Below are 24,023 nucleotides of genomic sequence, written 5' to 3' on the forward strand. Positions count from 1 at the left end.
CAAACGTTAACCCTCTTGCGGCGGCCCGAACAACCTTACCCAACAAGCTCAACCAAAGTCAAACCCGCCGAACAAACATTGCCCGAACATCTACCACCAGTTAACCTCCCGGCTACCTCGCGGCGACCTCGATAAATATACGCACACCCCCAACAAACAACAAATCCCCAGGTAGTACACCGTTTCGTTGTACCACCTGGGGACGTCGCCAAGCACTGCTGGCTAGTAGAGCTCTTCCTCCTGAGTGCGCTCGATGGTCGCCCCCAGCGCTTGCAGGTTCTCTACAAAGTTGGGATATCCGCGATCGATGTGGAAAACATCGTGGACGGTAGTTGTCTCATCTGCACAGAGCGCAGAGAGCACCAAACCGGCGCCCGCGCGAATGTCGGAGCTCCAGACATGCGTTGAAGACAACCGCTCTTGGCCGCGGATGACAACATGGTGGCCATCCACCTGAGCGTCGGCGCCGAGGCGCAACATCTCATCGACGAATCGGAAACGGGACTCGAACACGTTCTCCGTAATGATGGAAGTACCTTCCGCAACCGCGGACAGTCCAATAGCGATGGGCTGAAGATCCGTTGGAAAGCCTGGGTAAGGCAACGTTTGGTAGTCCACGGCGGTGGGGCGCCCATCCATACGCACGCGGAAGCCGTTGACATAGTCCTCAATATCGGCACCGGCCGACTTGAGCTTTTCCAAAGGCAGGTGCAGGTGCTTGGGAGCGATGCCACCCACCGTAATATCTCCGCGCGTCATGACTGCAGCATAGGCCCACGTCCCGGCCACGATGCGGTCACCGATGACCTCGTGTTCTGTCGGCTGGAGCTTGTCCACACCGCGAATCGTGATGGTGGACGTTCCTTCACCAGTGATGTCAGCACCCATTTCCTTAAGCATCAAGCACAGGTCGACGATTTCCGGTTCGCGAGCTGCGTTGTGGAGCTGAGTTTCGCCGTCAGCAAGCACGGCAGCGGTAAGAATATTCTCTGTGGCGCCCACAGAGGGGAAATCGAGCTTGATGCTTGCGCCGTGCAGGTGGTCAACCTCCGCTACGACGGCACCGTGCTCAATACGCGTGCTCGCCCCCATCTTTTCGAGTCCGGACTGGTGCATGTCCAAGGGGCGGGAGCCAATGGCATCTCCACCCGGCAAAGCCACCTTGGCATGTCCGCACCGCGCCGTCAGCGGACCTAGCACGCACACGGACGCGCGGAACTGCCGCACGGCGTCGAAGTCCGCGTTGGAGTGCAGCTCGGCCGGAGTGGTGATGCGCACCGTGTGGCCATCGATCTCCACTGAGCAGCCGAGACCTTCGAGGACCTTGCGCATCAGGGGAACATCAAGAATTTCAGGACAGTTGGTCAGCGTGGTCGTGCCCTCCGCCAACAGTGCCGCAGCCATCAGCTTCAGCACACTGTTTTTGGCACCGTCCACCTTGACGGTGCCCTGCAGGCGCGCTCCACCGGAGACAATAAATTGGTCTTTCACGCCCACCCAACTTACCTACAATCAGGGCAGCGCGCCGATACGACGGGCCGCATTGACCGCTTCATAGCGGGTGTGGGCACCCAGTTTGCGCATGACAGAACGCAGATAAGACTTCACCGTTTCGGCTCCGATGCCCATTTCCTCTGCCGCCTCAACGTTGGTGTGCCCCAACGCCACGCAAGACAAAACATCGAGCTCGCGCGCAGACAACTTGGTGGTCTGCTTCACGCGCACCGGGGAGACCATCTGGTCGCAGAGGGCTTCCAATTCCTTGCGGAGGTCCTCATCGTTGACGCGGTTAGCCAGCATCCGCAGCTTGGAGTGCGTCGAGCGTACCTGCTCCCATTCGGCGCCGTTCATCACGTGCCCGCGAGCGGCGCCGCCCTTGCCCCCATCGGCGCGGCGCAGTGCGGAATTAACCGCTAAATCCTGCTCGAGGCAGCGGGCGGTCATGGTGACCTCCTCGATGACCTTGTCACCCAAGCGGACCGGCGAATGAACACCAACATAAAGAACGCCGCGGATCTCACGCTGCACAGTCACCGGCACCGCCACGATGGAGTGCAGTCCCTCATCCTGGATGTAGCGGTCGTTCTCGTGGCTGATCGTCGTGGCGCGGGTGTAATCGGATACGCCTACAGCGCGGCGAGTGCTGACAACGCGCCCGCCGACGCCCACATTCGCGTCAATCACCAAGTTCTGCAAGGCCGGGGTGCGCAGACCTACCCAGTGGGTAATCTGCAAACGATTATCCGGCAGCAAGGTTCCGTACATCGTAACGGGAATTCCCGTTGCGGTCTTCAGCGACGATAGCGCTGCGCGTACGGCTTCGTCATCATCCTTGAGTCGGTGCGGCTCCATGAGGCTCTCTCTTACTCGGGGGTAACCAGCAGGTGCACCCACATTCCCCGCCTGAAACGGGGGTAGGTGAACACTATTTGCGAAGTATAACCGTCCGACGGGGGTAATTCTAAATCGCACCGCGCCCTACTCCGTCACCCCAAATCCCACATATCATGCCCGAATGATCTGTTCAGAATTTATATACTACTTTGTCTAGTAGCGGGGTGTAAGGTGTCTGCTGTACATCGGAAGTTATTTACAAGGAGTCCACATCGTGGCTGTATACGACAACATTCTAGAAACCATCGGCGGAACCCCGCTGGTCCGCCTCAACCGTTTGACCGAGGGCCTCGGCGCCGAGGTGCTCGTGAAGGTTGAGTCCTTCAACCCCGCAAATTCCGTCAAGGACCGCATCGCCAAGGCGATTGTCGACACCGCCGTAGAAGCCGGCGAGCTGAAGCCGGGCGGCACCATCGTTGAAGCCACCTCCGGCAACACCGGTATTGGCTTGGCGCTTGTCGGCGCAGCCCAGGGTTACAAGGTCATCCTCACCATGCCGGAGACCATGTCTAACGAGCGCAAGGTGCTGCTGCGCGCTTATGGCGCTGAGATCGTGTTGACCCCGGGCGCTGCCGGAATGAAGGGTGCCGTAGAGAAGGCCAACGAAATTATTGCCGAAACCCCCAACGCGATCCTGGCTTCCCAGTTCGCTAATGAAGCAAACCCGAAGATCCACGAGGCAACCACCGGCCCCGAGATCTGGGAGGACGCCGAGGGCAAGGTTGATGCTTTCGTGGCCGGCGTCGGCACCGGCGGCACCGTCACCGGTGTTGGTCGCTACCTGCGCTCCCAGAACCCGGATACCTACCTGGTAGCCGTAGAGCCCTCCGACTCCCCCGTCCTGTCCGAGGGCAAGGCAGGCCCGCACAAGATCCAGGGCATCGGCGCTAACTTCGTCCCGGAGGTTCTGGACCGCGAGATCCTCAACGAGGTTCTCACCGCCACCACCGAGGAATCTGTCTCCACCGCCCGTAAGCTGGCCACCGAGGAGGGCCTGCTCGTCGGCATTTCCTCCGGCGCCAACGTCTCCGCTGCTCTCAAGCTGGCTGCACGCGAGGAGTTCAAGGGCAAGACCATCGTGGTCGTCGCCCCGGACTTTGGTGAGCGTTATGTCTCCACCATCCTCTTCGAGGACATCCGCGAGGCTTAGAGTTCCCAGCCTGGCTTTCCGCGGGGCGTCGCAAAGCGCACTGCGGTGAGCACCCCGAATAAAAGCGCCCTCTGTGCTAGGGGGCGCTTTTTCTTTCTAGATAGGATGGTTTGCATGCACATCTTGAAGATGATTCGTGAAGACCTCGCCAACGCGCGCGAGCATGATCCGGCCGCGCGCGGCGACGTTGAGAACGCCGTGGTCTATTCCGGCCTCCACGCCATTTGGGCGCACCGCATTGCCCACCGCATGTGGAAGCGTGGCTGGCGCGGGCCGGCACGCATCTTGGCCCAGGTGAACCGTTTCTTCACCGGAATTGAGATCCACCCCGGCGCCACAATTGGTCGGCGCTTCTTCATTGACCACGGAATGGGAATCGTCATCGGTGAGACTGCCGAGATCGGCGATGGCGTTATGCTTTACCACGGTGTCACGCTCGGCGGCCAGGTTCTCACGCAGACAAAGCGCCACCCAACGATTGGGGATAATGTGACTATCGGCGCCGGCGCCAAGGTGCTGGGCCCCATCACTATCGGTGAGGGCTCCGCAGTGGGCGCCAATGCGGTGGTGACGAAGGATGTACCCCCTCATCACACCGCCACGGGTATTCCCGCTAAGAACCGTCCCCGCAAGAAGGATGAGCGCATCAAACTGGTGGACCCAGACTTCTACATCTAAGGGCGGCCGACTCCGTATTTAGAGGTTGCCCTCACGGTTAGTCAGACGCTGGTATTCAGGGTTCTTCTCAATAAACCGCGCCACGGCGCTGCACGTTGGGATGACTTGGCGGCCTGCCGTCGAGTCATCATCCAACGCCGCCTTAATCAGAGGTTTGGACAGGCCTTGGCCTTGAAAAGACTCAAAAATTTCCGTGTGCGTAAATTCGCGCGTGGTGGCGGAGTCACTGTATTCAGCGAAGCCTGCTTCCTCGCCATCGACGGTGATGACGAAGCGGGATCGATCGGTTTGGTGCGCAACTGAAGTAGTCATGGTGCCCATTAAACCAAAAAGCAGCAGACCACTAGAGCAACTCCGGGGGAACAAGGAAACAAAAGAGCCCCCTCCACTACTGGAGGGGGCTTTCTTGTGGCCAGAGCCAGGATCGAACTGGCGACCCCACACTTTTCAGGCGTGTGCTCTACCGACTGAGCTATCTGGCCAGAAGCCACAAGGACTTCGGCGACCCTGACGGGACTTGAACCCGCGACCTCCGCCGTGACAGGGCGGCGCGCTAACCAACTGCGCCACAGGGCCATTTTCAATTATCTCTTGTGCGCTGGGCACGAATAAGTACTCTACACAAAGCTTGAGAAACACACCAAATCAGCATGTCATCTACGGTTTTTAGGAGTAAAGAAGTACCGTCCACGTGACTGCCGCACAGCACCTAGACCTATCGGCCCCCACCCCGCCTTGAGTGGGCTACGACAAGCAAAACGATTCAAGCCCCGAAGCGCGTTTCTACAAACACCGCTCCGAGGCTTGGTATGGCGACCCTGACGGGACTTGAACCCGCGACCTCCGCCGTGACAGGGCGGCGCGCTAACCAACTGCGCCACAGGGCCATACATATTGACTTATGTACCAACACGTTAGTGTTGGTACCCCCAACGGGATTCGAACCCGTGCCGCCGCCGTGAAAGGGCGGTGTCCTAGGCCGCTAGACGATGGGGGCCCGTTGCCTTGAGGCAACTTTGTAAAAATATACTGGAGACATCCCTACTTAACCAAATCGCCCCGGCAGAAAGGCGGAAAACCATGGCTGACCAGCGCGATACTTGCTCCTGCCACGAGCCCGGCGTTCACGGCTACAACTCCGATAGCGAGCAAAAGGCAAAATACTTAGCGCGTCTCAAGCGCATCGAGGGCCAAACCAGAGGCATCCACCGCATGATTGCGGAAGACCAATATTGCATCGACATCATCACGCAGATCTCCGCGGTCACCTCAGCGCTCGAGAACGTCTCCCTAGCGCTGCTAGAAGACCACATAGAGCACTGCGTGGCGGGAGCCGCCGCCGAGGACGGGCAAGTAGCCACAGAGAAGCTAGAGGAGGCCATGCGGGCCATCCGGAAGCTCGTGAAGAGCTAAAGGCGCTAGGGCTCCCCCTACTTAGGCCTCAGTGGGCCACCCTACAACGCAAAAGAGCCGCCCGAAGGCGGCTCTTTCTGTGGGCCTGCGGGGCTCGAACCCGCGACCTGCGGATTAAAAGTCCGTAGCTCTACCAACTGAGCTAAAGGCCCAACGCCCACCCATCTTAGTAGGTGGCACTAAGGAAAAGGAAATGACCCTCACCTCCAGCGGTAAGGGCCACGACCGAGCGGCATGGGCGATTAACCGCGCATGTCACCCTTCTCCATGAAGTTCACCTGGAAGTCAAAGGCGGTCTTCAGATCGTGCGGGGTGTGCTGGAACTTATTAGCCTTGGCACGCTCGTAGTATTCCTCAAGCAGCGGGCGGTAGTCCGGGTGCGCCACGGCGATAACCTTCTCCACGCGCTCCTTCGGAGCGAGACCACGCAGGTCCGCCACACCGTACTCGGTGATGATGACCATGGTGTCGTGCTCGGTGTGGTCGGTGTGGGACACAAACGGCACGATGGCGGAGATTGCGCCATCCTTGGCCACCGACGGGGAGACGAAGGTGGAGATGTAAGCGTTACGGGTGAAGTCACCGGAGCCGCCGGTACCGTTCATGATGCGGGAACCGGAAACGTTGGTGGAGTTGATGTTGCCGTAAATGTCGCCCTCAATCATGCCGTTGGAGGAAATCAGGCCCACACGGCGAATAACCTCCGGGTGGTTGGACACCTGCTGTGGGCGCAGGATGATGTGCTTGGCGTAGCGCTCAGCCTCAGCGTTCATCTTGTCCGCGTACTCCGGGGACAGAGCGAAGGAGGTAGCAGAGGCGACGGTCATCTTGCCGGCGTCGATCAGATCGAGCATGCCGTCCTGGATAACCTCGGTGTACGCCTGAATGTTTTCAAACTTGGAGTCCAGCAGGCCGGCCATCACAGCGTTCGGGACGTTACCCACACCGGACTGCATGATGAACTTGTCATACTCAAGGCGGCCGGCAGCGACCTCGCCCTCGAGGAACTCGATGAAGTTCGCAGCAATCTTCTCGGAGACCTCATCCGGAGCCTTGAACGGTGCGTTGCGGTCCGGAGCGTCGGTCTTGACCACTGCCACGACCTTTTCTTCCGGGATCTCAATGTAGGTGGTTCCAACGCGGTCGGCCGGCTTGGTGATCGGAATGGGCTGACGGTTCGGCAGCTTCTCAATCCGGTAGATATCGTGCATGCCCTCAAGGTTGAGGGACTGCCACTCGTTCACCTCGATGATGATCTTGTCGGCGGCCTCAATGTATTCGAGGTTGTTGCCCACGGCCGAGGACGGAACGATGTTTCCGTTCTCGTCGATACGCACGGCCTCAATAATGGCTACCTGGAAGTCACCGTAGAAGCCCTCCTCTACCTGCTGACCGGAGTGCGAAAGGTGGATGTCCTGGTACAGCGCGGAGCCGTCGTTGAAGCGGCCACGCAGAACTGGGTCGGAGTTGTACGGGGAGCGGAAGCGAATGGCGTTAGCCTCAGCCAGCACGCCGTCGCAGTCCGGGGCAGTCGAAGCGCCGGAGAAGACGTCAATCTTGAACTCTTCACCCGCCTCGTGCGCTGCCTTTGCCTTTTCCGCGATGGCGGTAGGCAGGGCCTTTGGGTAGCCAGCACCAGTGAAGCCGGAGATTCCCACACGGTCACCGTGATTGACGAACTTAGCTGCCTCGTCAGCGCTCATAACGAGCTTCTCAAACGGCGCGTATGCAATTCTCTCAGACATGAGTCCTCCTTTTATGTGCAGAAAAGACCTAGGTTACGGTCCTTTCCTATTAGTTACATGCACCACACTAGCGAATCGGTGGCGAATTTACCGCACTCTGCCCCAAACCGTGTGCACCCCTCATTTTTTTCATCAGAATTTGCCACCCTAGGCTTGTTCCGCGCACAATTGGCGGCGTGACTCTTGCTATCGGAAATATCCAGCTCAACTCCCCCGTTGTCCTCGCCCCTATGGCGGGCGTGACCAACGTGGCCTTTCGCGTGCTGTGCCGCGAGCAAGAGATAGCGAAGACCGGCACCGTCTCCGGCCTCTACGTGTGTGAAATGGTCACCGCACGCGCCCTCGTTGAGCGCAACCCAAAGACCCTGCACATGACCACGTTCGACCCCCAAGAACAGCCGCGTTCACTGCAGCTGTACACCGTCGATCCGGAGTACACGTACAAGGCGGCCAAAATGATCGTGGACGAGAACCTCGCAGACCACATCGACATGAACTTCGGCTGCCCGGTTCCCAAGGTCACGCGCCGCGGCGGTGGTTCTGCCCTGCCCTATAAGCGCCGTTTGTTTGGCAACATCGTCGCTGCGGCCGTCAAAGCGACGGAGGGCACGGACATTCCAGTCACCGTCAAGATGCGCGTCGGCATCGATGACGAGCACAAAACGCACCTCGACGCCGGCCGGATCGCCGTTGCTGAGGGTGCCGCGGCCGTCGCTCTCCACGGTCGCACGGCGGCACAACGCTACTCCGGCCACGCCGACTGGGGTGAGATTGCCCGCCTCAAGGAACACCTAGCGGATACTGGCATTCCCGTCTTGGGTAACGGCGATATCTTCAAGGCAACCGATGCGCACGACATGATGGAGCAAACGGGATGCGACGGCGTCGTCGTAGGCCGCGGCTGTTTGGGCCGCCCCTGGCTCTTCGCGGAGCTCTCCGCCCACCTGCGGGGTGAGCCGGTGCCGCCGGAGCCCACTTTGGGGGAAGTCACGCAGATTATGATTCGCCACGCCGAACTGCTGACACAGCACGAAGGCGAGCGCCAGGCCAGCCGCGATATTCGCAAGCACATTGGGTGGTACCTCCGAGGCTTTCCGGTGGGCGGCCAGGTGCGCGCTGGCCTTTCTCGCGTCAATTCCTTGGAGGATCTGCGCGAACTGCTGGCGCCGTGGGCGGACTCGCCCGCGCTTGCCGACGACGCCGATGGCGCCCGCGGCCGCCAGGGTTCACCCGCCAAGGTGGTCCTGCCCGAAGGGTGGCTCGATGATCCAGAGGATGCCACGGTTCCGGAAGGCGCGGAGATCATGCACTCCGGAGGCTAGGAGCAGAACCTGCCTTGATCGTGTTGCCCGACAGGCACTAGACCAATAGTTGGGCTAAAGTACGTGGCATGCGCGCAGCTTACCGTGAACAGTTGGATAACTTTGCCCATGATCTGATCATCATGAGCACGACCGTCCATAGGTTGATGACTCTTGCCTCCCAGGCATTAATTGAGGCTTCCCTGCAACCAGCCGAGGAGGCCGTGTCGCTGCGCGATGAACTGGATGAGGTCCGCACGCGCTGTGAAGACCGTGCGGTGTCCCTTCTGGCCTTGGAGAACCCCATGGCCAAGGACCTACGCCAAGTGATCTCCTCCATCTATATTGTGGAAGATTTCTACCGCATGGGCCGCCTATCCCAGCACATTGCAACGAGCGCGCGTCGCCGCCACCCAGAGCCGGTTGTACCGGCAGAAATCATGGGCTATTTCGAGGAGTACACCCGCCTCGTCCTCGACATGTCTGCAGGGCTCAAAGACATCCTCATCACCCGTGATCCGGAGCTCGCGCTGCGCCTGACCGAAGATGACGATGCCGTGGATGACATCAACCATCACCTGCTGCGCATGCTGACCCAGCGGGAGTGGAAGGGAACGGTGCGCCAAGCCGTGGAGACTTCGCAGCTGTCACGCTACTACGAGCGATTCGCAGATCATTGTGCCGCCGCTGCCGGGCGCATCATCTACCTGGCCACGGGCTTGGACCCAGATCGCTATATGCGCAAGCGCGACCAGGAGCAGCGCGACGCCGAGATGGAAGCCCGCATGGCGGAGCTCGAGCGCCAATTCCGCAACTAGGCAGGCGTGTGGGCGTGGGTGATCCACCCGGCTCGATCCGAAGCACAAGAAAGCCGGCGCCTCTCCTAGACCTTAAACAGGTGAGAGAGGGCGCCGGCTTTGGGCACTAGTGGCATTTAGCCGAAGCGGCCAGAGATGTAATCCTCGGTGTCCTTCTTGGACGGGTTTTCGAAGATCTTGGTGGTGTCATCGAACTCGACGAGGTGACCCGGCTTGCCGGTGGCCTCTAGAGAGAAGAAACCAGTCTTATCGGACACGCGGGCTGCCTGCTGCATGTTGTGGGTCACGATAACGATGGTGAAGTTTTCCTTCAGCTCGTGGATAAGGTCCTCAACAGCCAGGGTGGAGATGGGGTCCAGCGCCGAGCACGGCTCATCCATGAGGAGAACCTCCGGCTCCACGGCAATCGCACGGGCGATGCACAGGCGCTGCTGCTGACCACCAGACAGGCCGCCGCCCGGCTTATCCAGGCGGTCCTTCACTTCGTCCCAGAGGTTAGCGCCGCGCAGGGACTTCTCGGCGACTTCCTTGAGCTTCTTCTTATTCTTCTCACCGGACAGCTTCAGGCCGGCGACAACGTTGTCCTCGATGGACATGGTCGGGAACGGGTTAGCCTTCTGGAACACCATGCCGATGGTGTTGCGGACGGACACCGGGTCAACCTTGGAGCCGTAGATGTTCTGGCCATCCAGGAGGATCTCACCCTTGACGTAGGCACCGGGGATGACCTCGTGCATACGGTTCAGGGTGCGCAGAACGGTGGACTTACCGCAGCCGGAGGGGCCGATGAAGGCGGTGACGGCCTTCGCCGGAATTTGCATGTTGACATTCTGTACGGCGTGGAAGTCACCGTAGTAGATGTTCACGTCGTTGAGCTCAAGCTTGGACATGAGTAGTGCTCCTATTGGGGGTAGGTGGAAAGTGAATACGGTTACTTCTTGACGGAGAACTTCGCCGAAACGATGCGCGCGCCGATATTGAGAATCGCGATGAGGACAACCAACGTGAGGGCGGCACCCCACAGCTTGTCCAAGACAGCCGGATCAGCACCGGACTTGTACATATCCAGCATCATCAGCGGCAGCGAGGACTGCGCGCCCTTGAGTGCATCCCAGTTGATGGAAGACGTAGAGCCCACCAACACCAGCACCGGCGCGGACTCACCCATGATGCGGGCCACGGCGAGCATGATGCCGGTGACGATGCCGGAAAGAGCGGTCGGCAGAACAATGCGGGCGATGGTCTTCCACTTCGGTACACCGAGGGCATAGGAAGCCTCACGCAGGTCCATAGGGACCACACGGAGCATCTCCTCCGTATTGCGAACCACAATTGGAATCATCAGGAGTACCAAGGACAGCGCCACGGCCATACCGGAGCGCTTGAAGCCGAACAGTGTAATCCACATGGCGAAGATGAACAGTGCGGCCACGATGGAGGGCACACCGGACAGAATGTCCACCATGAAGGTGGTGAGGCGGCTCAGGGGGCCACCGCGGGAGTACTCCACAAGGTAAATCGCGGTAAAGATACCAATCGGAACCGAAATAGCGGTCGCGATGATGGTCTGAACGAACGTACCGATGATGGCGTGCAGCGCACCACCGCCGGCTTCAGTATCCAGGATGCCGCGCTGGGATTCGGTCCACCACTCGGGGCTCAGGACAGCCCCGGAACCGCGAACAATGAGCTCGAAGAGGACCCACAGCAGCGGAATCATGGCGATGATCATCGTCGCCCACACGAGAGCGGTGGCGATGTTGTTGGTGGTCTTACGGCTCGAGGAAATATCCAGGAAGGTCGGGCCGGAAGAAGCCGGGACAGAGTTAGAGGTTGTAGTCGTAGTCATCTCTGTTCCCTCCTTACTTGCTCTTCACGATGGAACGGGCAATTGCGTTGACCACGAAGGTCAGAAGGAACAGCATGAGGCCTGCAGCGATGTAGGCGCCGGCACGCATCTCATTACCGAACTCCGCGGCCGCCAAGGCGATGGCGGTGGCGAAGGTGGTACCGCCATCGAACAGCGAGAAGCGGAAGTCCACCAATGGGGAGACAACCATGTACAGCGCCATGGTCTCACCCAGCGCGCGACCCAGGCCCAGCATCGAGCCGGCAATATAGCCGGACATACCGAAGGGAAGGACCGTCATACGAATAACTTCCCAGCGGGTGGCGCCGAGTGCCAAGGCAGACTCGATCTGGCCCGGAGGGGTCTGCACGAAGACCTCGCGGGCGGTGGCGGCGATGATCGGCAGAATCATTACTGCCAGAACGATGCCACCGGTGAGGACGTTGCGGCCCGTCGCAAAGTGCGGGGAGTTGTCGTAGACCTTGAACAGGAAGAAGCCACCTGCCCAGGAGTGCAGCCACGTGTAGAAGCCGGACAATGCGGGGCCGAGAACCTGCCAGCCCCACAGGCCATACACGATGGACGGCACGGCAGCGAGCATGTCGACGAGGAAGCCCAGCGGCTTCACCAGCTTGGCCGGTGCGTAGTTGGACAAGAAGATAGCAATACCGAGTGCCACCGGCATCGCGATGATGAGTGCCACGATGGAAATCAGCACGGTATGGCCGAACATGGTCGGAATACCGAACTTCATTGCGTCGGTATCGGTGGTTTCCCAACGCTCGCCGTAGGTGAAGAAACCTACGATGCCGCCCTCATTGACGGCAAGGGAGGGAACCGCTTGCCACACAAGGAAGACTGCGATAGCAGCGATCATCACCGTGATCAGCGTGGCGGACGCAGTGGACAGGAATTCAAAGACACGATCGCCCGGGCGCTTGACGCCCGTCTTAACGGCTGGAGTAGGGGCAGCGCCCGCGTCGGATGCATGCACGCTAGGACGAATCGCCGAAACGGCATCCTCCCTCGCGGATGACGCTGTGGTGAGATTATTGTCTGCCATGAGACTAGGGAATCCTTTTCAACGGGATCAATAAAAATGCGGGACACGCTACCGCCCCCAAAGCGCTCGTTAACGGCGGATTGGGGGCGGAAGTGTGTATCTAAACGGCAACTACGGCACTAAGGCCCGCAGTTAACGCGCTTACTGGATAGCGTCGACAGCTGCCTTCAGGCGCTCGAGGTGGTCACCAGCAACCGGGATGAAGCCTGCGTTCTCCAGCTCATCGGTCTGGTTGTCCAGAACGGTGTTGAAGAATGCCTTCACCAGAGCGGAGGTCTCCTCATCGTAGCCAGCGGAGCAGACGATGTTGTAGGTGGTCAGGATGAGCGGGTATGCGCCCTCGTCGTTGGAAGCGAAGAGCTTGTCGGAGTCAACAACCATGTTGTGCTCGGAGCCGGTGTCCTTGAAAGCAAGGTGGTCCAGAGCAACACCGACGGACTCAGCGTTGAGCTCAACCGGGCCGTTGCCGAAGTCAATCTTGGCAATCTTGACGCCGTCGGCTTCCTTCTGGTGAGCGTAGCCAGCCTCAACGTAGGTGATAGCACCCTCGATGGAAGCGACCTGGTCAGCCACACCGGAGGAACCGTTAGCACCCTCGCCAACAGCATCCGGGAACTGCTTGCCCTCGCTGTCCCAGTTGCCGGTAGCGGCGGTCAGGAACTTCTGGAAGTTGTCGGAGGTACCGGACTCATCAGAGCGGAAGATAACGGTGATGTTCTGCTCCGGCAGGTCGGTGCCCTCGTTCTCAGCCTTGATGGCGTCATCGTTCCACTTGGTGATCTCGCCCTTGAAGATCTTGGCCAGAGTGTCAGTGGAGAGGTTGACCTCGGTGTCACCCAGGTTGTAGGCGATAGCAACCGGGCCGATGGTGGTCGGCAGGTGCCATGCATCGTTGCCGTCGCAACGCTCCTTGGCGGTCTCCACCTCACCCTTGTCTTCCTTCAGGGCGGAGTCGGAACCAGCGAAGTCAACGGTGCCACCGTTGAAGGCCTTCACACCAGCGCCGGAACCGGAGGAGGTGTAGGAGAAGTTAGCATCCGGGTACTCGTTCAGGAAGGCCTTCTCGAAGACGGACATTGCGGACTTCTGGGAGGAAGCGCCCTCACCAGAGAGGTCACCGGAGACCTCTACGGAGTCGGAGCCGCCATCGGCGGAATCAGAATCGTTGGACTCGGAGCAGGCAACGAGAGCGGTGGAGGTGGCGGCGACGATGCCGAAGATAGCGGCAGTGCGCTTGAAGTTGCGAATCACGGGGAACCTTTCCGGTACGGATACAAGAGAATGATTTTTCGAGGAAATCGCCCCCTACCCTCTCCAAAGGCAAGCGCGATTAACTCACGGGAAGTAAAGCTATATGTGGAGGGTTAACCCCACAGGGATCAAGAGGTGAACAATCGGTTAACTTGTACCAAAAGGCGGTGAGACTAGTCACTTTTCGCCCAGACGCAGTGCTCCTCCGCAGTACCAAAGCCGAGCTTCTCATAGGCCTTTACTGCCGGCTCATTGTCCGCCTCGACGTACAAGATGACCTTGTCCGCTCCTTTAGCGACCATGCGCTGCAAGCCAGCGGTGAGCAACGGGCCGCCGAGCCCGCGCCCGCGATAGTCCTCGCTCAGCCCCACAACATAGACCTCACCGAAGGCTGGGATGTCCTCCTCATGCCATTTCAGCCAGTGAAAGCCGGCCATGGTTGGGGCACTGTGCTCACCACCGTGCGAATCCCACAGGAAGAGCACGTCGGCCGGATCGAACCATTCGGCTTCCATCCCGCGGTGTAAACGCTCCAGGTCCCAGCCACCTTGCTCTGGGTGCCAGGAAAAAGCCTCGTTGTTGGCTCGTAACCACTCCGCCTCGACGTACTCGCGCCCGAGACGCTCGACCGACTCCGTGTACGTGCAGATCTCTAGGCCTTCGACCTTTGCGGACGCTTCCTCCGCCGCGCGTAGGTCCCGTCCCTCAATAGCCATGACGAGCAGGCGCCTGACGACGTCCATCCCATTGCGCTTCGCCAGCGCCTGGGCGGCCGGGAGGTTGCCATGAGCCCAGATCTGGGGGGAGGTTGGGAGGGCGTCGACAAGCGCCTGCCCCACCCCGCGCCCGCGGTGTTCGACGTCGACGACGAGCTCTACCGTCTTCCCTTCGACGGCAGCCACACCTGTTATCTCACCGTCTTCGAGTGCGAGCAGGTGGCGGTGCCCAAGGCGACCATCTCGCAGGCCGACCACAAACTGCTCGGAGAACGGCGCATAACCATCGTGCGTTTCGGCGCGTGTGGCCAGCTCCTCCACGCGCTGTGCCAAATCCGGATTCTGCGGCAGGGTAAGGGTCTCAATATTCATGTTTCCCAGCTTACGTGCGGTAGTAATAGAAGGGTGACCGTCATCTACCTCAGCCGCCCCGTCGTCCGACTCGCCGCCGTCGCGGGAGTGGTCCTGACCGCATGGCTGGCGGATTCCGCGGTGGCGATGCATGCCGAGCACACCGTGGCACAGAAAGCGAAAGCCAGTTCCCAGCTAGAAAATAGCCCCAATGTGTACATCGGCGGCGTTCCTTTTACCCTCGGCGCTCTGACCAAAGAGGTTCCTTACCTCGAGGTCAACTCCTCCGATGTGGAGGTTCCCAAGCTCGGGATGGTCAACGCTTCCACGACGCTGCGCGATATCACCATTCGCCCCGAACAGCTCTTCAGCGGGGACTTGGAAGGTGCGCCGGTTTCCACCTACACGCGCAGCATTAGCATCGACGGAGTAGCCCTCGGCCGCCTGCTGGGCATTACGGACCTATCCATCGCCAACCCAGATGACATGTCCCCCACCGGCGGCCCGTCTGCCGAAGCTGAGCTCACCGGCACGCTACCGGGAGACACCACCAAGTCCACGGCGACGGTAACGTTGCGCCTCGTTGGGCCGGAATTTCGCATGAGCGTCTACGGGACCGATGATGAACGCCTCAAGAAAGCGTTCGGGCTGGTCTTGGATACCCGTCAACTACCGTTGCCTGCCCAGGCCACCTCCGTGAAGCTGCACGGCGGTTCCATTACGTTCGAGGTGCAGCGCCGCAACATCACTTTGAAGACGGCGCAGCTCTCCCCTCTCGAAATCGATGGGTCGGAAGAAAAGGCCGTCGAGGATGCAGCGCAAAAGGCACAGGACACCGCCAACGAAGTAGGCAGCGCACCGACGACGCCGCCGAGTTGGCGTCAAAATTAGTTGATTCGAACGAGGTCGCGCAGGATCCTGCGGACGTTGCGGTGCATGGGCGGGGCCGGATCGGTAGGAGCGAAGACTTCCAACGCGTCTGCCTCCGATTCCAGATGCACCTCCGTGAAGGTACCCTCCGATTCTCCGTCTGCTTGGAAGCGGTGCGGCTTCGGGCACACCAAATCCACCTCGACGGCATCCTCAAAGTGGAGCGTTCGGGCGTCCGTGACCTTATTCAGCCAGTGGCGGTGATCCACGCCAAAAAGGTGGAGCACGCCCACAAGACCATCAATGCCACCGAGGTCTGATACCCCGAAGAGGCCAAGGCCTTGGTCGAAAGAGTTGCGCGGATTGGTCACCACCGGCAGCGGCCCGAGGAAGGTCCACGGGTTGGTGTTCGAGGTGAACATGACGGGCACGTCATCAGCCGAGAAAGTGGCTCCCGAGCCGGAGCGCGCACGCACGCTAATGCGCGGTGGGCGAATGCGGGCGCGCTGATAGGCCTGAAAGGCCACAGCCAAATAGCGCAACGGAGTAGCTGCAAAACCCATTTCCCGAGCACGGTCCACGCGAGCGAGCACGTCGGCATCCAATCCGAAACCAGCATTGACCGCGAACCATCGGTCATTCCACACTCCCAAGGACACGGTGCGGCGCGTATTGCGTTCCAGCATCCGAGCCAGCACGTGGGCTGCCTCAACAGGAGTATTGGGGAAGCCGAGGGCACGGACGAAGACGTTGGCGGAGCCCGTGGGAATCACCGCGAGAGCCGGAATGTCCTGGGGGCTGGGACGTTCCGCGGAATCTGCGGGGCCTAACAGCCCGTTCACAATTTCGTTCACCGTGCCATCTCCCCCGAAGACCAAGATGACATCGAAGTCTTCCCTGGTCATGCCCCGCACTATATCCTCCGCGTGCCCCGGATAATGCGTAAAGCGAGCAAGCAGCTGCAGCCCCTCCACGTCCCGAATGACGGGCAGAACCTCGCGGAAGAGGGCCGAATTCTGGCTCGTGGAGTTCGGGTTTGAGATCAGCAATGCGCGCATGACCCCCTAGACTACTGGAGCCTAGTGGTTTCCGTGGCGCCCCCACGACTACGCTGGGGCAGCATGAGCGAACAGACGAATAATGAGAATCACCCGGAAAACACCCAGCCGGAGAACGCCAAGATTGATGGCAACGCAGCCGTCAACCAAGCCGCGGAAGCATGGAAGGATGCTGCCTCCCGCAACATCCCCACCGTTGATGTAGCAGAGAACCCTTTGCCCGATGAGACGGCAAACCTGCGTCAGGGTCCGTCGCTGCACGATGGACTCTTGGGGCTTCTCCCCCTCGTCGGCGTGTGGCAGGGCGAAGGCCAGGCCCACAGCGCCGACGGCGAGCAGTACGCCTTTGGCCAGCAGCTCATCATCGCCCACGACGGTGAGAACTACCTGACCTACACCTCCCGCACCTGGAAGATCGATTCCGAGGGCAACCCGGCGGGCCCGGACGTGCGCGAATCCGGATTCTGGCGCATCTCTCTCAAGGACGAGATTGAGATGACCTACACCTCCTCCAATGGTGTCAACGAGATCTTCTACGGCTCCCTGTTCAACGAGCGCGCTTGGCAGCTGGAGTCCGCCTCCACCATGGTGACGGAGACAGGCCCCGCCAACCTCGGCCCCGGCAAGCGCATGTACGGCCTGATGCCGAACAACAACTTGGGCTGGGTCGATGAGCGGCTTGTCGACGGCGAGATGCGCCCCTTCATGTCCGCCGAGCTCACCCGCGTAGCAGGCTAGCTAGCAGGCGAGCTAGCCGCATAAGGGAATCTAGCGGGCCAGGGCGGCGTCGATCAGCGCGCGTATTTCCTCCGCGTTCGCCGGCGCCTTGAGTTTCTTGTCATCGAGGCGCGTCACCCGCACCGCTGTGCGCACCGAGGAGACCAGCCACACCGAGTCAGCCTCCTCGAGGTAGCTCAGGTTGAGCTCCTTCGCCTTGCAGCGATACCCCTGTTCTGAGGCGTATTCAAACAGCGCGGCCTGCGTGGTTCCGGGGAGTATCCCCTTGCCCGCGGGGGTGCGCAGCTTGGTTCCCTTAACCGCCACCACGGTTGAGGTAGCCCCCTCCAAGACCTGCCCCGTGTCGGGGTCGGTAAAGATCACATCATCAAATCCGCGCTCGCGGGCCAGCCGCAGCGTGGCCATGGTTGCCGCATAGTTCAACGTCTTGGCCGGCAGCTCCTCCGCCACCTGCCACAATCGCGGCGTACTCATGACCTTGACGCCCTTCGCGCGCTGCGCCACCACATCCTCCGGGATTTCCTGAACCGCAACCCAGGCCGTGGGCACCCCGGTGGAGGCCCGGCCGCGGGTATAGGTCCACGTGCACTTGGCTTCGAGCGGCGAGCCACCCGTGTCCCCCGCGCCGGCGGGACCATAAAAGTCGGCGATAGCCAACGCGGTGGCTTCCTCCCACTTGTGCATCGGCGGCTCCGGCAAATTCAGAGCCTGGGCGGAGTGTCGGAAGCGCTCCGCGTGGCGGGGAAGGTTCGCCGCCTTGCCATCACGCACTAGAAGGGATTCAAAAATCCCGTCTCCGCGCGTGACCGCGGCATCATCCCAGTAGACCAACGGTAGGTTCGGCATGTGGCGCCGCACCGATCCCCCAAACGGCTCCACGACGTAGATGACCGGCTCTTTTCTGCGCTGAAGGCTCATAGCCCCGATTATGCCCTACCATCGGAGGGCGTGAGTTACTCTTCGCCACTTCTTTCCCGGCCCGGAGCCGCTGAGTTCCAGGGCACCACGCTCGTCGATGTCTCCGGGGTCCCCTGGCACTACGGCAACCCCCTCGTCGAACAGCGCGCGGTGGAAACAGGTTCAGCCGTCATCGACCGCTCCCATCGCCGCGTCATCGCGGTTTCTGGGCCCGATGCCCGAGCCTTCCTGCATAACCTCCTGAGCCAAAAGCTCGATGACGTGGACGCCGGCTTTTCCGCAGGTGCCCTTGACCTCAATATTCAGGGCCACGTCCTGCACCACATGGATCTGTCTTTCGACGGGGAAACCTTCTACCTCGATGTGCCGGCGGCGCAGTTCGAGTCTTTGCGAGATTTCCTCACCGCCATGGTGTTCTGGTCCCAGGTCACCGTAGAGGAAGTAGACGTGGCGGTCATCAGCGTCCTCGGTCAAGCGCTGGACAAACCTTCTACGGCCCTGGTGGAGAGGCCCGTGCACTGGCCGGGCTGCCCGCGCCAGGACTTCCTCGTGCCGCGGGACAAACTAGACGCAGCGGTGCAAGAGTTGGAGGCCCAGGGCGGAAGCTTAGCGGGGCTCATGGCTTTTACCGCCGAGCGCGTGCGGGCACGCGAGCCCGAACTAGCCGCAGATCTCGATGCAAAGACTATCGCCCACGAGGTTCCGCATTGGATCCGGCGCAGCGAAGATCAGCCCGCGTTCGTTCACTTGGACAAGGGCTGCTACCGCGGGCAGGAGACCGTCGCGCGCGTAGAAAACCTTGGGCGCTCTCCCCGTTTGTTGGTGCTGCTCTACCTCGACGGCTCCGCCCCGGAGCAAGCGGAGAGCGGAGCGGACATCACGTTGGGTGGGCGTCGCGTGGGCAGACTCGGCACCGTGGTGGAGGACTGTGAGTATGGCCCCATCGCGCTTGGTCTAGTAAAGCGCAGCGCCCTCGACCATGGAGAGCTGGCCATTGGTCCGGTAGCAGCATCGATCGAGCCGGATTCCATCCCTGCCGATGAGGGCCCGAAGGCCGGCCGTGCCGCTGTGGATCGCCTGCGCGGAAAATAGTGGCGCATTACACAATGGACTATTTGCCGCAGGGTGGAGCACTTTTCAGCACACCGCTAGGGGGTAGTTCGGAATTTTTTCGTCACACAGGCTATGGTGTCTTACAGGAACATACACATATCTGACTAAGACGATGGGGCGGCCAAGAATCCCTGGACCGCCCTACACACCTCAAGGGGGTCATGCACATGGGACGCGGACGCGCCAAGGCAAAGCAGACCAAAGTTGCACGCCAGCTGAAGTACAATTCGCCCGAGATGGATCTGGATTCGCTCCAGCGTGAACTCGCCTCACAGAACTCCAAGCGCTCCAGCGATGAGGACGAGGATCAATACTCGGAGTACGCGGACTACGAGGACTATGCGGATCGCTGGGACTCGGACGAGTGGGATGAGGATGATTCCGAGGAGCGCTAAGCGCGCGAATCACTTCCCCATTCTGTACATGCACAGCACGTAAGCGAAGGGCCGGAGATGCCTCCCCTCTCAGTGAGGGGCGCCTCCGGCCCTGTTCCTTTCTTCAGAACCTAGAACCCAGGGTGCTCACCGGTCATGAGGACGCGCGGCTCGCCTTCTTCGGCGACGCGGACGGTACCCAGCTCCCATGCCTCAACGTGGCGGGCGGTCATCATAGCCAACGCGCGCTCGCGGTCCTCCGGCGCAACGACGGCGATCATGCCAACGCCCATGTTGAACGTCTTCTCCATTTCCTCGAGGGCAACCTTACCCACGGAGGAAATGGTCTTAAAGATCTGGCCCGGAGTCCACGTCGAGCGATTAACCTCAGCGGTCAGGCCCTCCGGGATCACGCGCTCGAGGTTGCCCGCGAGGCCACCACCGGTGACGTGGCAGAAGGTGGACACCGCGCACTCCGATACCAGCGCCAGGCAGTCCTTGGCGTAGATGCGGGTAGGCTCCAAAAGCTCCTCACCGAGGGTGCGGCCCAGGTCTTCCATGTAGCCGTCCAGCGGCAGGCCGGCCTGCTCCAGCAGCACGTAGCGCGCCAAGGAGTAGCCATTGGAGTGCAGGCCAGAGGACTTCATAGCGATAAGGACGTCGCTGTCACGTACCTTGTCGGGGCCGAGGAGCTCATCGGCCTCCACCACACCAACCGCAGTAGCGGAAACATCGTACTCATCCTTGCCCATGACGCCCGGGTGCTCAGCGGTCTCGCCGCCGAGGAGCGCTGCACCAGCCTGGACGCAGCCCTCAGCAATGCCCTTGACAATGTCCGCGACCTTTTCCGGAACAACCTCGCCCACGGCGATGTAGTCCTGGAGGAAGAGCGGCTCGGCGCCGCATACGACGAGGTCATCAACACACATGGCAACCAGGTCAATGCCGATGGTGTCGTGCTTATCCATGGCTTGAGCCACGGCCAGCTTGGTGCCCACGCCGTCTGACCCGGCCGCGAGGACCGGCTCCTTGTACTCGCCCAGCTTAAACAGGCCGGCGAAACCGCCCAGCCCGCCCATGACCTCTGGGCGGGAGGCGCGCTTGGCGTGCGGGGTGATTAGCTCAACTGCGCGGTCGCCTTCCTCAATGTTGACGCCGGCGGCAGCATACGTGTTCTCGCTCATGAGTGACTTAGTCCTTATTCGTTAGTTGTCGTCGAGCCCTGCAGGGTACGCACGGCCTCAGCATTGGGGTTTCCGGCGGGCAGTCCAAGCGGGTACTCGCCATCGAAGCAGGCACAGCACAATTCGCTGCGGGGCTGCTCGGTGGCCGCCACCATCTCATCGGTGGAGACGAAGCCCAGCGAATCTGCACCGATTGCCGTGCAGATGGTCTGCGCCACTTCCTCCGGGTCATCGGAGGGGTTGGCATTAGCAATCAGTTCACCCGGGGAGGCGAAGTCGATGCCGTAGAAGCACGGCCACTTTACCGGCGGGGAGGCGATGCGCACGTGGACCTCGGCAGCGCCGGCTTCCCGCAACATCCGAATCAGGGCGCGCTGCGTGTTGCCGCGGACGATCGAATCATCCACCACCACGATGGACTTGCCGTCAATGACCTCCCGCAACGGGTTGAGCTTGAGGCGGATGCCCATCTGGCGTTGAGACTGCGTGGGCTGGATAAAGGTGCGGCCCACGTAGGAATTCTTGACCAAGCCATGTGCAAAGGTCAGCCCAGATTCGCGGGCATAGCCCACGGCGGCCGGGTTGCCGGACTCGGGAACGGGGATCACCATGTCCGCGTCGGGCGCTGGGTACTGGCGCGCTAGGCGACGCCCAATTTCCACACGCGTGGCATTGACGGAGCGGCCTTTGATGTTTGTATCCGGCCGCGCCAGGTAGACGTATTCGAAGACGCAGCCGTGGCGCTTGGTCTCCGCGAAGCGCTCGGAGCGAATACCGGTCTCATCAATAGCGACGAGCTCGCCGGGTTCGATCTCCCGGATGAACTGCGCACCCACGATATCGAGGGCGCAGGTCTCGCTCGCCACCACCCAGCCGGTGCTAAGGCGGCCGAGGGCGAGCGGACGCACGCCGTGCGGATCGCGGGCGGCATACAGCGTGTGACCGTCGGTAAAGGTCAGGCAGTATGCCCCCTTGACCCTGGGCAACAGCTGCAGTGCCGAGTCGAAGACTGAATTATTTTCGCTGACGCCATCCGCCAACAAGATGGACAGGCACATGGAGTCCGAGACGGATTCCTCGTGCGGCTTGATGAGCCCGCGTTCCACGGCCTCGGCGCGCAGCTCCACGTAGTTCACCAAGTTGCCATTGTGGCCGAGTGCAATGTCGACGCCGCTGGGCGACGTCCCAAACATCGGCTGCACATTCGACCATTCCTTGCCGCCCGCGGTGGAATACCGCGTGTGGCCAACAGCCACGTTTCCGTGCAGAGAGGTCAGGATGGATTCATCGAAGACATTGGACACTAGGCCCATGTCTTTGAAGACCACGATGCGGTCATCATCCCCCACCGCGATGCCCGCGGCCTCCTGGCCGCGGTGTTGGAGGGCAAAGAGGCCGAAGTAGGTTAGCTTGGAAACCTCTTCGCCTGGTGCCCAGACACCGAAAACTCCGCATTCTTCGCGGGGCTCCGGATCCAGGCTGGGATCCGTCGACAGGGGCTTAGTCATGCTCTGGACGTGTTCAGCTACCACGGCGCTAATCCTAGCCGTTCCGGCCAGTGAAAACTAACGGAATCACGGGCAAGTAGGCAGCAATCTCGTGGGCACGGGAGCCGGAGGCGTCCACACGGCCGTCGCCAAGCGCCTGCTCCCACCCCATGGCACCCGTAGCCAGCTGCAGCCACGTCAGGGGATCCATCTCCACCACGTTCGGAGGGGTGCCCCGGGTATGGCGAGGCCCGGCGATACACTGCACTGCCACGAATGGGGGGACCCGCAGCTCCACGGAGTGGCCCGGCGCGTCTGCCTCCACCAGGCGGGCCGTGGTGCGTGTAGCGGCCGCAAGCGCGGCGCGACCTGGTTTTTCCACCCCTTGAGGATCGTGGATCCACTCCGCCACTGCTTCGACGGCGGCACGGGCCGTGGCGGCATCAACGGCCTTCTTCATCCGGTCACCACGCTCCCTGATACTTTGTTATCCATGTCACCAACCATGCCATCAAGCTCGTCGGAAGAAAAGATGTCCGTTCCCCACGAGAAGTCCCCTTCCCTCACCCTGCGGTTTATGGCCGCCCCCACCGATCTCACCATCGCCGGCGCCCAGGGCATCGGCGGCGGCCGCGTCCTGGAATGGATCGATAAGGCCGCCTATGCGTGCGCGGTTCAATGGTCCGGTACCTACTGCGTGACTGCCTACGTGGGCCATATTCACTTCACGCGCCCCATCCCCTCAGGCCACCTCGTGGAGGTGCGGTCGCGCATCGCGATGACGGGGCGCTCCTCCATGCACATCGTCAACGAGGTGCTTTCCGCCGACCCGCGCGATGGCATTTTTACCCGCGCGTGCGACTGCCTCGTCATCTTCGTGGCCAAGGACACGGAAACCGGTAAGTCGGTCGCCGTGCCGCCGCTGGTTCCGGACACCGTGGAGCACCAACGCGTGTGGGAAGCCGCGGAATCCCGCATCGAGCTGCGCCAAGCCATCGAAGCGGAGATGGAAAAGCAGACTTATGATGGCCCTTCCGATGCCCCTCGAATGGTCACCCGCTTCTTGGCAAAGCCGACCGACGTCAACTGGGGCGGCAATGTCCACGGCGGTACGGCCATGGAATGGATTGATGAGGCCGGCGCTGCCTGCACCATGGAGTGGTCAGGCGAGCACACGGTGGCGGTCTATGCCGGCGGCATTCGCTTCTACCGGCCTATCCATATTGGAGACCTCATCGAGGTAGATGCCCGTATGATGCGCACGGATACCCGCTCGATGCAGATGTCGATCCACGTGCGTTCGGGTAACCCGCGCGGTGGCCGCGAGAAACTAGAAACCGCCATCCACGCCACTGTGGCCTACATGGGCATGGACGCTGACTGGCAGCCGCTCGCCGCCCGCCAGTTTGTCCCCCGCACTGAAGAAGACAAGCGCCTGTGGGAGCACGCCGGTATTCTCCGCGGGCTGCGCGGCAAGTACTCCCCGAAGCCGCTGGTGGTGGCGCCACAGCATCAGCACGTGGATTAGCCGCTGGATTAGCCTATGGCTAAT

General features: G+C 61.0%; 24 protein-coding genes and 5 tRNA genes. 10 read left to right on the forward strand and 19 right to left on the reverse strand.

All coding sequences use genetic code 11. The features are described 5' to 3' along the window. Positions 1 to 222: 222 nt before the first annotated feature. Together murA and ramA are read right to left on the reverse strand one after the other, a co-directional pair. The gene (gene murA / locus FME68_RS12320; protein WP_070700971.1) at positions 223 to 1,491 is read right to left on the reverse strand and encodes a UDP-N-acetylglucosamine 1-carboxyvinyltransferase; all 1,269 of its coding nucleotides are present in this window, start codon (positions 1,489 to 1,491) and stop codon (positions 223 to 225) included. Positions 1,492 to 1,512: 21 nt separating this feature from the next. Then, positions 1,513 to 2,352: an acetate metabolism transcriptional regulator RamA gene (gene ramA, locus FME68_RS12325; RefSeq protein WP_046649294.1), complete on the reverse strand. Its 840-nt coding sequence runs from the start codon at positions 2,350 to 2,352 to the stop codon at positions 1,513 to 1,515. A 253-nt stretch (positions 2,353 to 2,605) separates the two neighbouring features. Here ramA and cysK point away from each other — a divergent pair, with 253 nt between their 5' ends. Next, positions 2,606 to 3,544: a cysteine synthase A gene (cysK, locus tag FME68_RS12330; RefSeq protein ID WP_175973585.1), complete on the forward strand. Its 939-nt coding sequence runs from the start codon at positions 2,606 to 2,608 to the stop codon at positions 3,542 to 3,544. Positions 3,545 to 3,658: 114 nt separating this feature from the next. Next, complete coding sequence (gene epsC / locus FME68_RS12335) at positions 3,659 to 4,222, forward strand: serine O-acetyltransferase EpsC (protein ID WP_118779504.1); 564 nt, start codon at positions 3,659 to 3,661, stop codon at positions 4,220 to 4,222. 18 nt (positions 4,223 to 4,240) lie between these two features. On the opposite strand, the gene FME68_RS12340 is transcribed toward epsC, so the two are convergent. From FME68_RS12340 to FME68_RS12360, 5 genes are all read right to left on the reverse strand, one after another. Beyond that, positions 4,241 to 4,543 (reverse strand): GNAT family N-acetyltransferase, encoded by a 303-nt coding sequence (locus FME68_RS12340; protein WP_144013963.1) that lies wholly within the window; start codon positions 4,541 to 4,543, stop codon positions 4,241 to 4,243. 88 nt (positions 4,544 to 4,631) lie between these two features. Continuing rightward, positions 4,632 to 4,704 (reverse strand) — tRNA-Phe (locus tag FME68_RS12345). Positions 4,705 to 4,724: 20 nt separating this feature from the next. Continuing rightward, positions 4,725 to 4,798: transfer RNA gene (locus FME68_RS12350), tRNA-Asp, on the reverse strand. Between the two features lie 234 nt (positions 4,799 to 5,032). Beyond that, a tRNA-Asp gene (locus FME68_RS12355) sits at positions 5,033 to 5,109 on the reverse strand. A 34-nt stretch (positions 5,110 to 5,143) separates the two neighbouring features. Next, a tRNA-Glu gene (locus FME68_RS12360) sits at positions 5,144 to 5,219 on the reverse strand. An 83-nt stretch (positions 5,220 to 5,302) separates the two neighbouring features. On the opposite strand from FME68_RS12360, the gene FME68_RS12365 reads away from it, so the two are divergent. Further along, entirely contained in the window at positions 5,303 to 5,635 is a 333-nt protein-coding gene (locus tag FME68_RS12365) for a metal-sensitive transcriptional regulator (protein WP_046649297.1), read from the forward strand. A gap of 79 nt (positions 5,636 to 5,714) precedes the next feature. Here the strand turns inward: FME68_RS12365 and FME68_RS12370 are convergent. Further along, a tRNA-Lys gene (locus FME68_RS12370) sits at positions 5,715 to 5,788 on the reverse strand. Between the two features lie 89 nt (positions 5,789 to 5,877). Next, positions 5,878 to 7,380, reverse strand: a complete 1,503-nt coding sequence (scpC, locus tag FME68_RS12375; protein WP_046649298.1) for a succinyl-CoA:acetate CoA-transferase ScpC — start codon at positions 7,378 to 7,380, stop codon at positions 5,878 to 5,880. Between the two features lie 176 nt (positions 7,381 to 7,556). Here scpC and dusB point away from each other — a divergent pair, with 176 nt between their 5' ends. Together dusB and phoU are read left to right on the forward strand one after the other, a co-directional pair. Continuing rightward, positions 7,557 to 8,702 carry a tRNA dihydrouridine synthase DusB gene (gene dusB, locus FME68_RS12380; protein ID WP_070700861.1) on the forward strand — a complete coding sequence of 382 codons (1,146 nt, stop codon included), beginning with the start codon at positions 7,557 to 7,559 and terminating at the stop codon, positions 8,700 to 8,702. Between the two features lie 68 nt (positions 8,703 to 8,770). Then, a complete protein-coding gene (phoU, locus tag FME68_RS12385; RefSeq protein ID WP_049157153.1) occupies positions 8,771 to 9,499 on the forward strand; it encodes a phosphate signaling complex protein PhoU in 729 nt (242 codons plus the stop codon). A 116-nt stretch (positions 9,500 to 9,615) separates the two neighbouring features. Here phoU and pstB read toward each other — a convergent pair whose 3' ends face one another. The 5 genes from pstB to mshD all read right to left on the reverse strand — a co-directional run bounded on the left by pstB (position 9,616) and on the right by mshD (position 14,750). Continuing rightward, the gene (pstB, locus tag FME68_RS12390) at positions 9,616 to 10,389 is read right to left on the reverse strand and encodes a phosphate ABC transporter ATP-binding protein PstB (protein ID WP_046649300.1); all 774 of its coding nucleotides are present in this window, start codon (positions 10,387 to 10,389) and stop codon (positions 9,616 to 9,618) included. A gap of 41 nt (positions 10,390 to 10,430) precedes the next feature. Continuing rightward, positions 10,431 to 11,348 (reverse strand): phosphate ABC transporter permease PstA, encoded by a 918-nt coding sequence (gene pstA / locus FME68_RS12395; RefSeq protein WP_158397729.1) that lies wholly within the window; start codon positions 11,346 to 11,348, stop codon positions 10,431 to 10,433. Positions 11,349 to 11,361: 13 nt separating this feature from the next. Beyond that, on the reverse strand, positions 11,362 to 12,411 hold the full coding sequence (gene pstC / locus FME68_RS12400) for a phosphate ABC transporter permease subunit PstC (protein ID WP_158397730.1): 1,050 nt from the start codon (positions 12,409 to 12,411) through the stop codon (positions 11,362 to 11,364). Between the two features lie 141 nt (positions 12,412 to 12,552). Then, positions 12,553 to 13,662 carry a phosphate ABC transporter substrate-binding protein PstS gene (gene pstS, locus FME68_RS12405; protein WP_328287850.1) on the reverse strand — a complete coding sequence of 370 codons (1,110 nt, stop codon included), beginning with the start codon at positions 13,660 to 13,662 and terminating at the stop codon, positions 12,553 to 12,555. 173 nt (positions 13,663 to 13,835) lie between these two features. Continuing rightward, positions 13,836 to 14,750: a mycothiol synthase gene (mshD, locus tag FME68_RS12410; RefSeq protein ID WP_158397731.1), complete on the reverse strand. Its 915-nt coding sequence runs from the start codon at positions 14,748 to 14,750 to the stop codon at positions 13,836 to 13,838. 33 nt (positions 14,751 to 14,783) lie between these two features. Here mshD and FME68_RS12415 point away from each other — a divergent pair, with 33 nt between their 5' ends. Further along, positions 14,784 to 15,620 carry an LmeA family phospholipid-binding protein gene (locus FME68_RS12415; protein ID WP_046649304.1) on the forward strand — a complete coding sequence of 279 codons (837 nt, stop codon included), beginning with the start codon at positions 14,784 to 14,786 and terminating at the stop codon, positions 15,618 to 15,620. Here FME68_RS12415 and FME68_RS12420 read toward each other — a convergent pair. Beyond that, positions 15,617 to 16,657: a diacylglycerol/lipid kinase family protein gene (locus tag FME68_RS12420; protein ID WP_158397732.1), complete on the reverse strand. Its 1,041-nt coding sequence runs from the start codon at positions 16,655 to 16,657 to the stop codon at positions 15,617 to 15,619. The genes FME68_RS12415 and FME68_RS12420 overlap by 4 nt on opposite strands. 63 nt (positions 16,658 to 16,720) lie before the next feature. Here FME68_RS12420 and FME68_RS12425 point away from each other — a divergent pair, with 63 nt between their 5' ends. Beyond that, positions 16,721 to 17,395 (forward strand): heme-binding beta-barrel domain-containing protein, encoded by a 675-nt coding sequence (locus tag FME68_RS12425; RefSeq protein ID WP_144013960.1) that lies wholly within the window; start codon positions 16,721 to 16,723, stop codon positions 17,393 to 17,395. Positions 17,396 to 17,425: 30 nt separating this feature from the next. On the opposite strand, the gene FME68_RS12430 is transcribed toward FME68_RS12425, so the two are convergent. Beyond that, complete coding sequence (locus tag FME68_RS12430; protein ID WP_158397733.1) at positions 17,426 to 18,313, reverse strand: aminodeoxychorismate lyase; 888 nt, start codon at positions 18,311 to 18,313, stop codon at positions 17,426 to 17,428. A gap of 30 nt (positions 18,314 to 18,343) precedes the next feature. On the opposite strand from FME68_RS12430, the gene ygfZ reads away from it, so the two are divergent. After that, positions 18,344 to 19,405 (forward strand): CAF17-like 4Fe-4S cluster assembly/insertion protein YgfZ, encoded by a 1,062-nt coding sequence (gene ygfZ, locus FME68_RS12435; RefSeq protein ID WP_328287851.1) that lies wholly within the window; start codon positions 18,344 to 18,346, stop codon positions 19,403 to 19,405. Positions 19,406 to 19,593: 188 nt separating this feature from the next. Next, positions 19,594 to 19,821: a DUF3073 domain-containing protein gene (locus FME68_RS12440; RefSeq protein ID WP_070511197.1), complete on the forward strand. Its 228-nt coding sequence runs from the start codon at positions 19,594 to 19,596 to the stop codon at positions 19,819 to 19,821. 110 nt (positions 19,822 to 19,931) lie between these two features. Here FME68_RS12440 and purM read toward each other — a convergent pair whose 3' ends face one another. Genes purM through FME68_RS12455 form a run of 3 tightly spaced genes read right to left on the reverse strand, consistent with a single transcriptional unit; the run spans position 19,932 to position 22,931 of the window. Continuing rightward, positions 19,932 to 20,984 carry a phosphoribosylformylglycinamidine cyclo-ligase gene (purM, locus tag FME68_RS12445; protein ID WP_158397734.1) on the reverse strand — a complete coding sequence of 351 codons (1,053 nt, stop codon included), beginning with the start codon at positions 20,982 to 20,984 and terminating at the stop codon, positions 19,932 to 19,934. Between the two features lie 14 nt (positions 20,985 to 20,998). Next, complete coding sequence (purF, locus tag FME68_RS12450; protein WP_158397735.1) at positions 20,999 to 22,492, reverse strand: amidophosphoribosyltransferase; 1,494 nt, start codon at positions 22,490 to 22,492, stop codon at positions 20,999 to 21,001. Between the two features lie 34 nt (positions 22,493 to 22,526). Beyond that, positions 22,527 to 22,931 carry a sterol carrier family protein gene (locus FME68_RS12455; protein WP_049157172.1) on the reverse strand — a complete coding sequence of 135 codons (405 nt, stop codon included), beginning with the start codon at positions 22,929 to 22,931 and terminating at the stop codon, positions 22,527 to 22,529. Positions 22,932 to 22,964: 33 nt separating this feature from the next. Between FME68_RS12455 and FME68_RS12460 the strand changes: the two genes are divergently transcribed. Further along, positions 22,965 to 23,999: an acyl-CoA thioesterase gene (locus tag FME68_RS12460; protein ID WP_158397736.1), complete on the forward strand. Its 1,035-nt coding sequence runs from the start codon at positions 22,965 to 22,967 to the stop codon at positions 23,997 to 23,999. Positions 24,000 to 24,023: the final 24 nt, after the last annotated feature.

This window comes from Corynebacterium hiratae (genome assembly GCF_009708045.1).
GTDB lineage: Bacteria > Actinomycetota > Actinomycetes > Mycobacteriales > Mycobacteriaceae > Corynebacterium > Corynebacterium hiratae.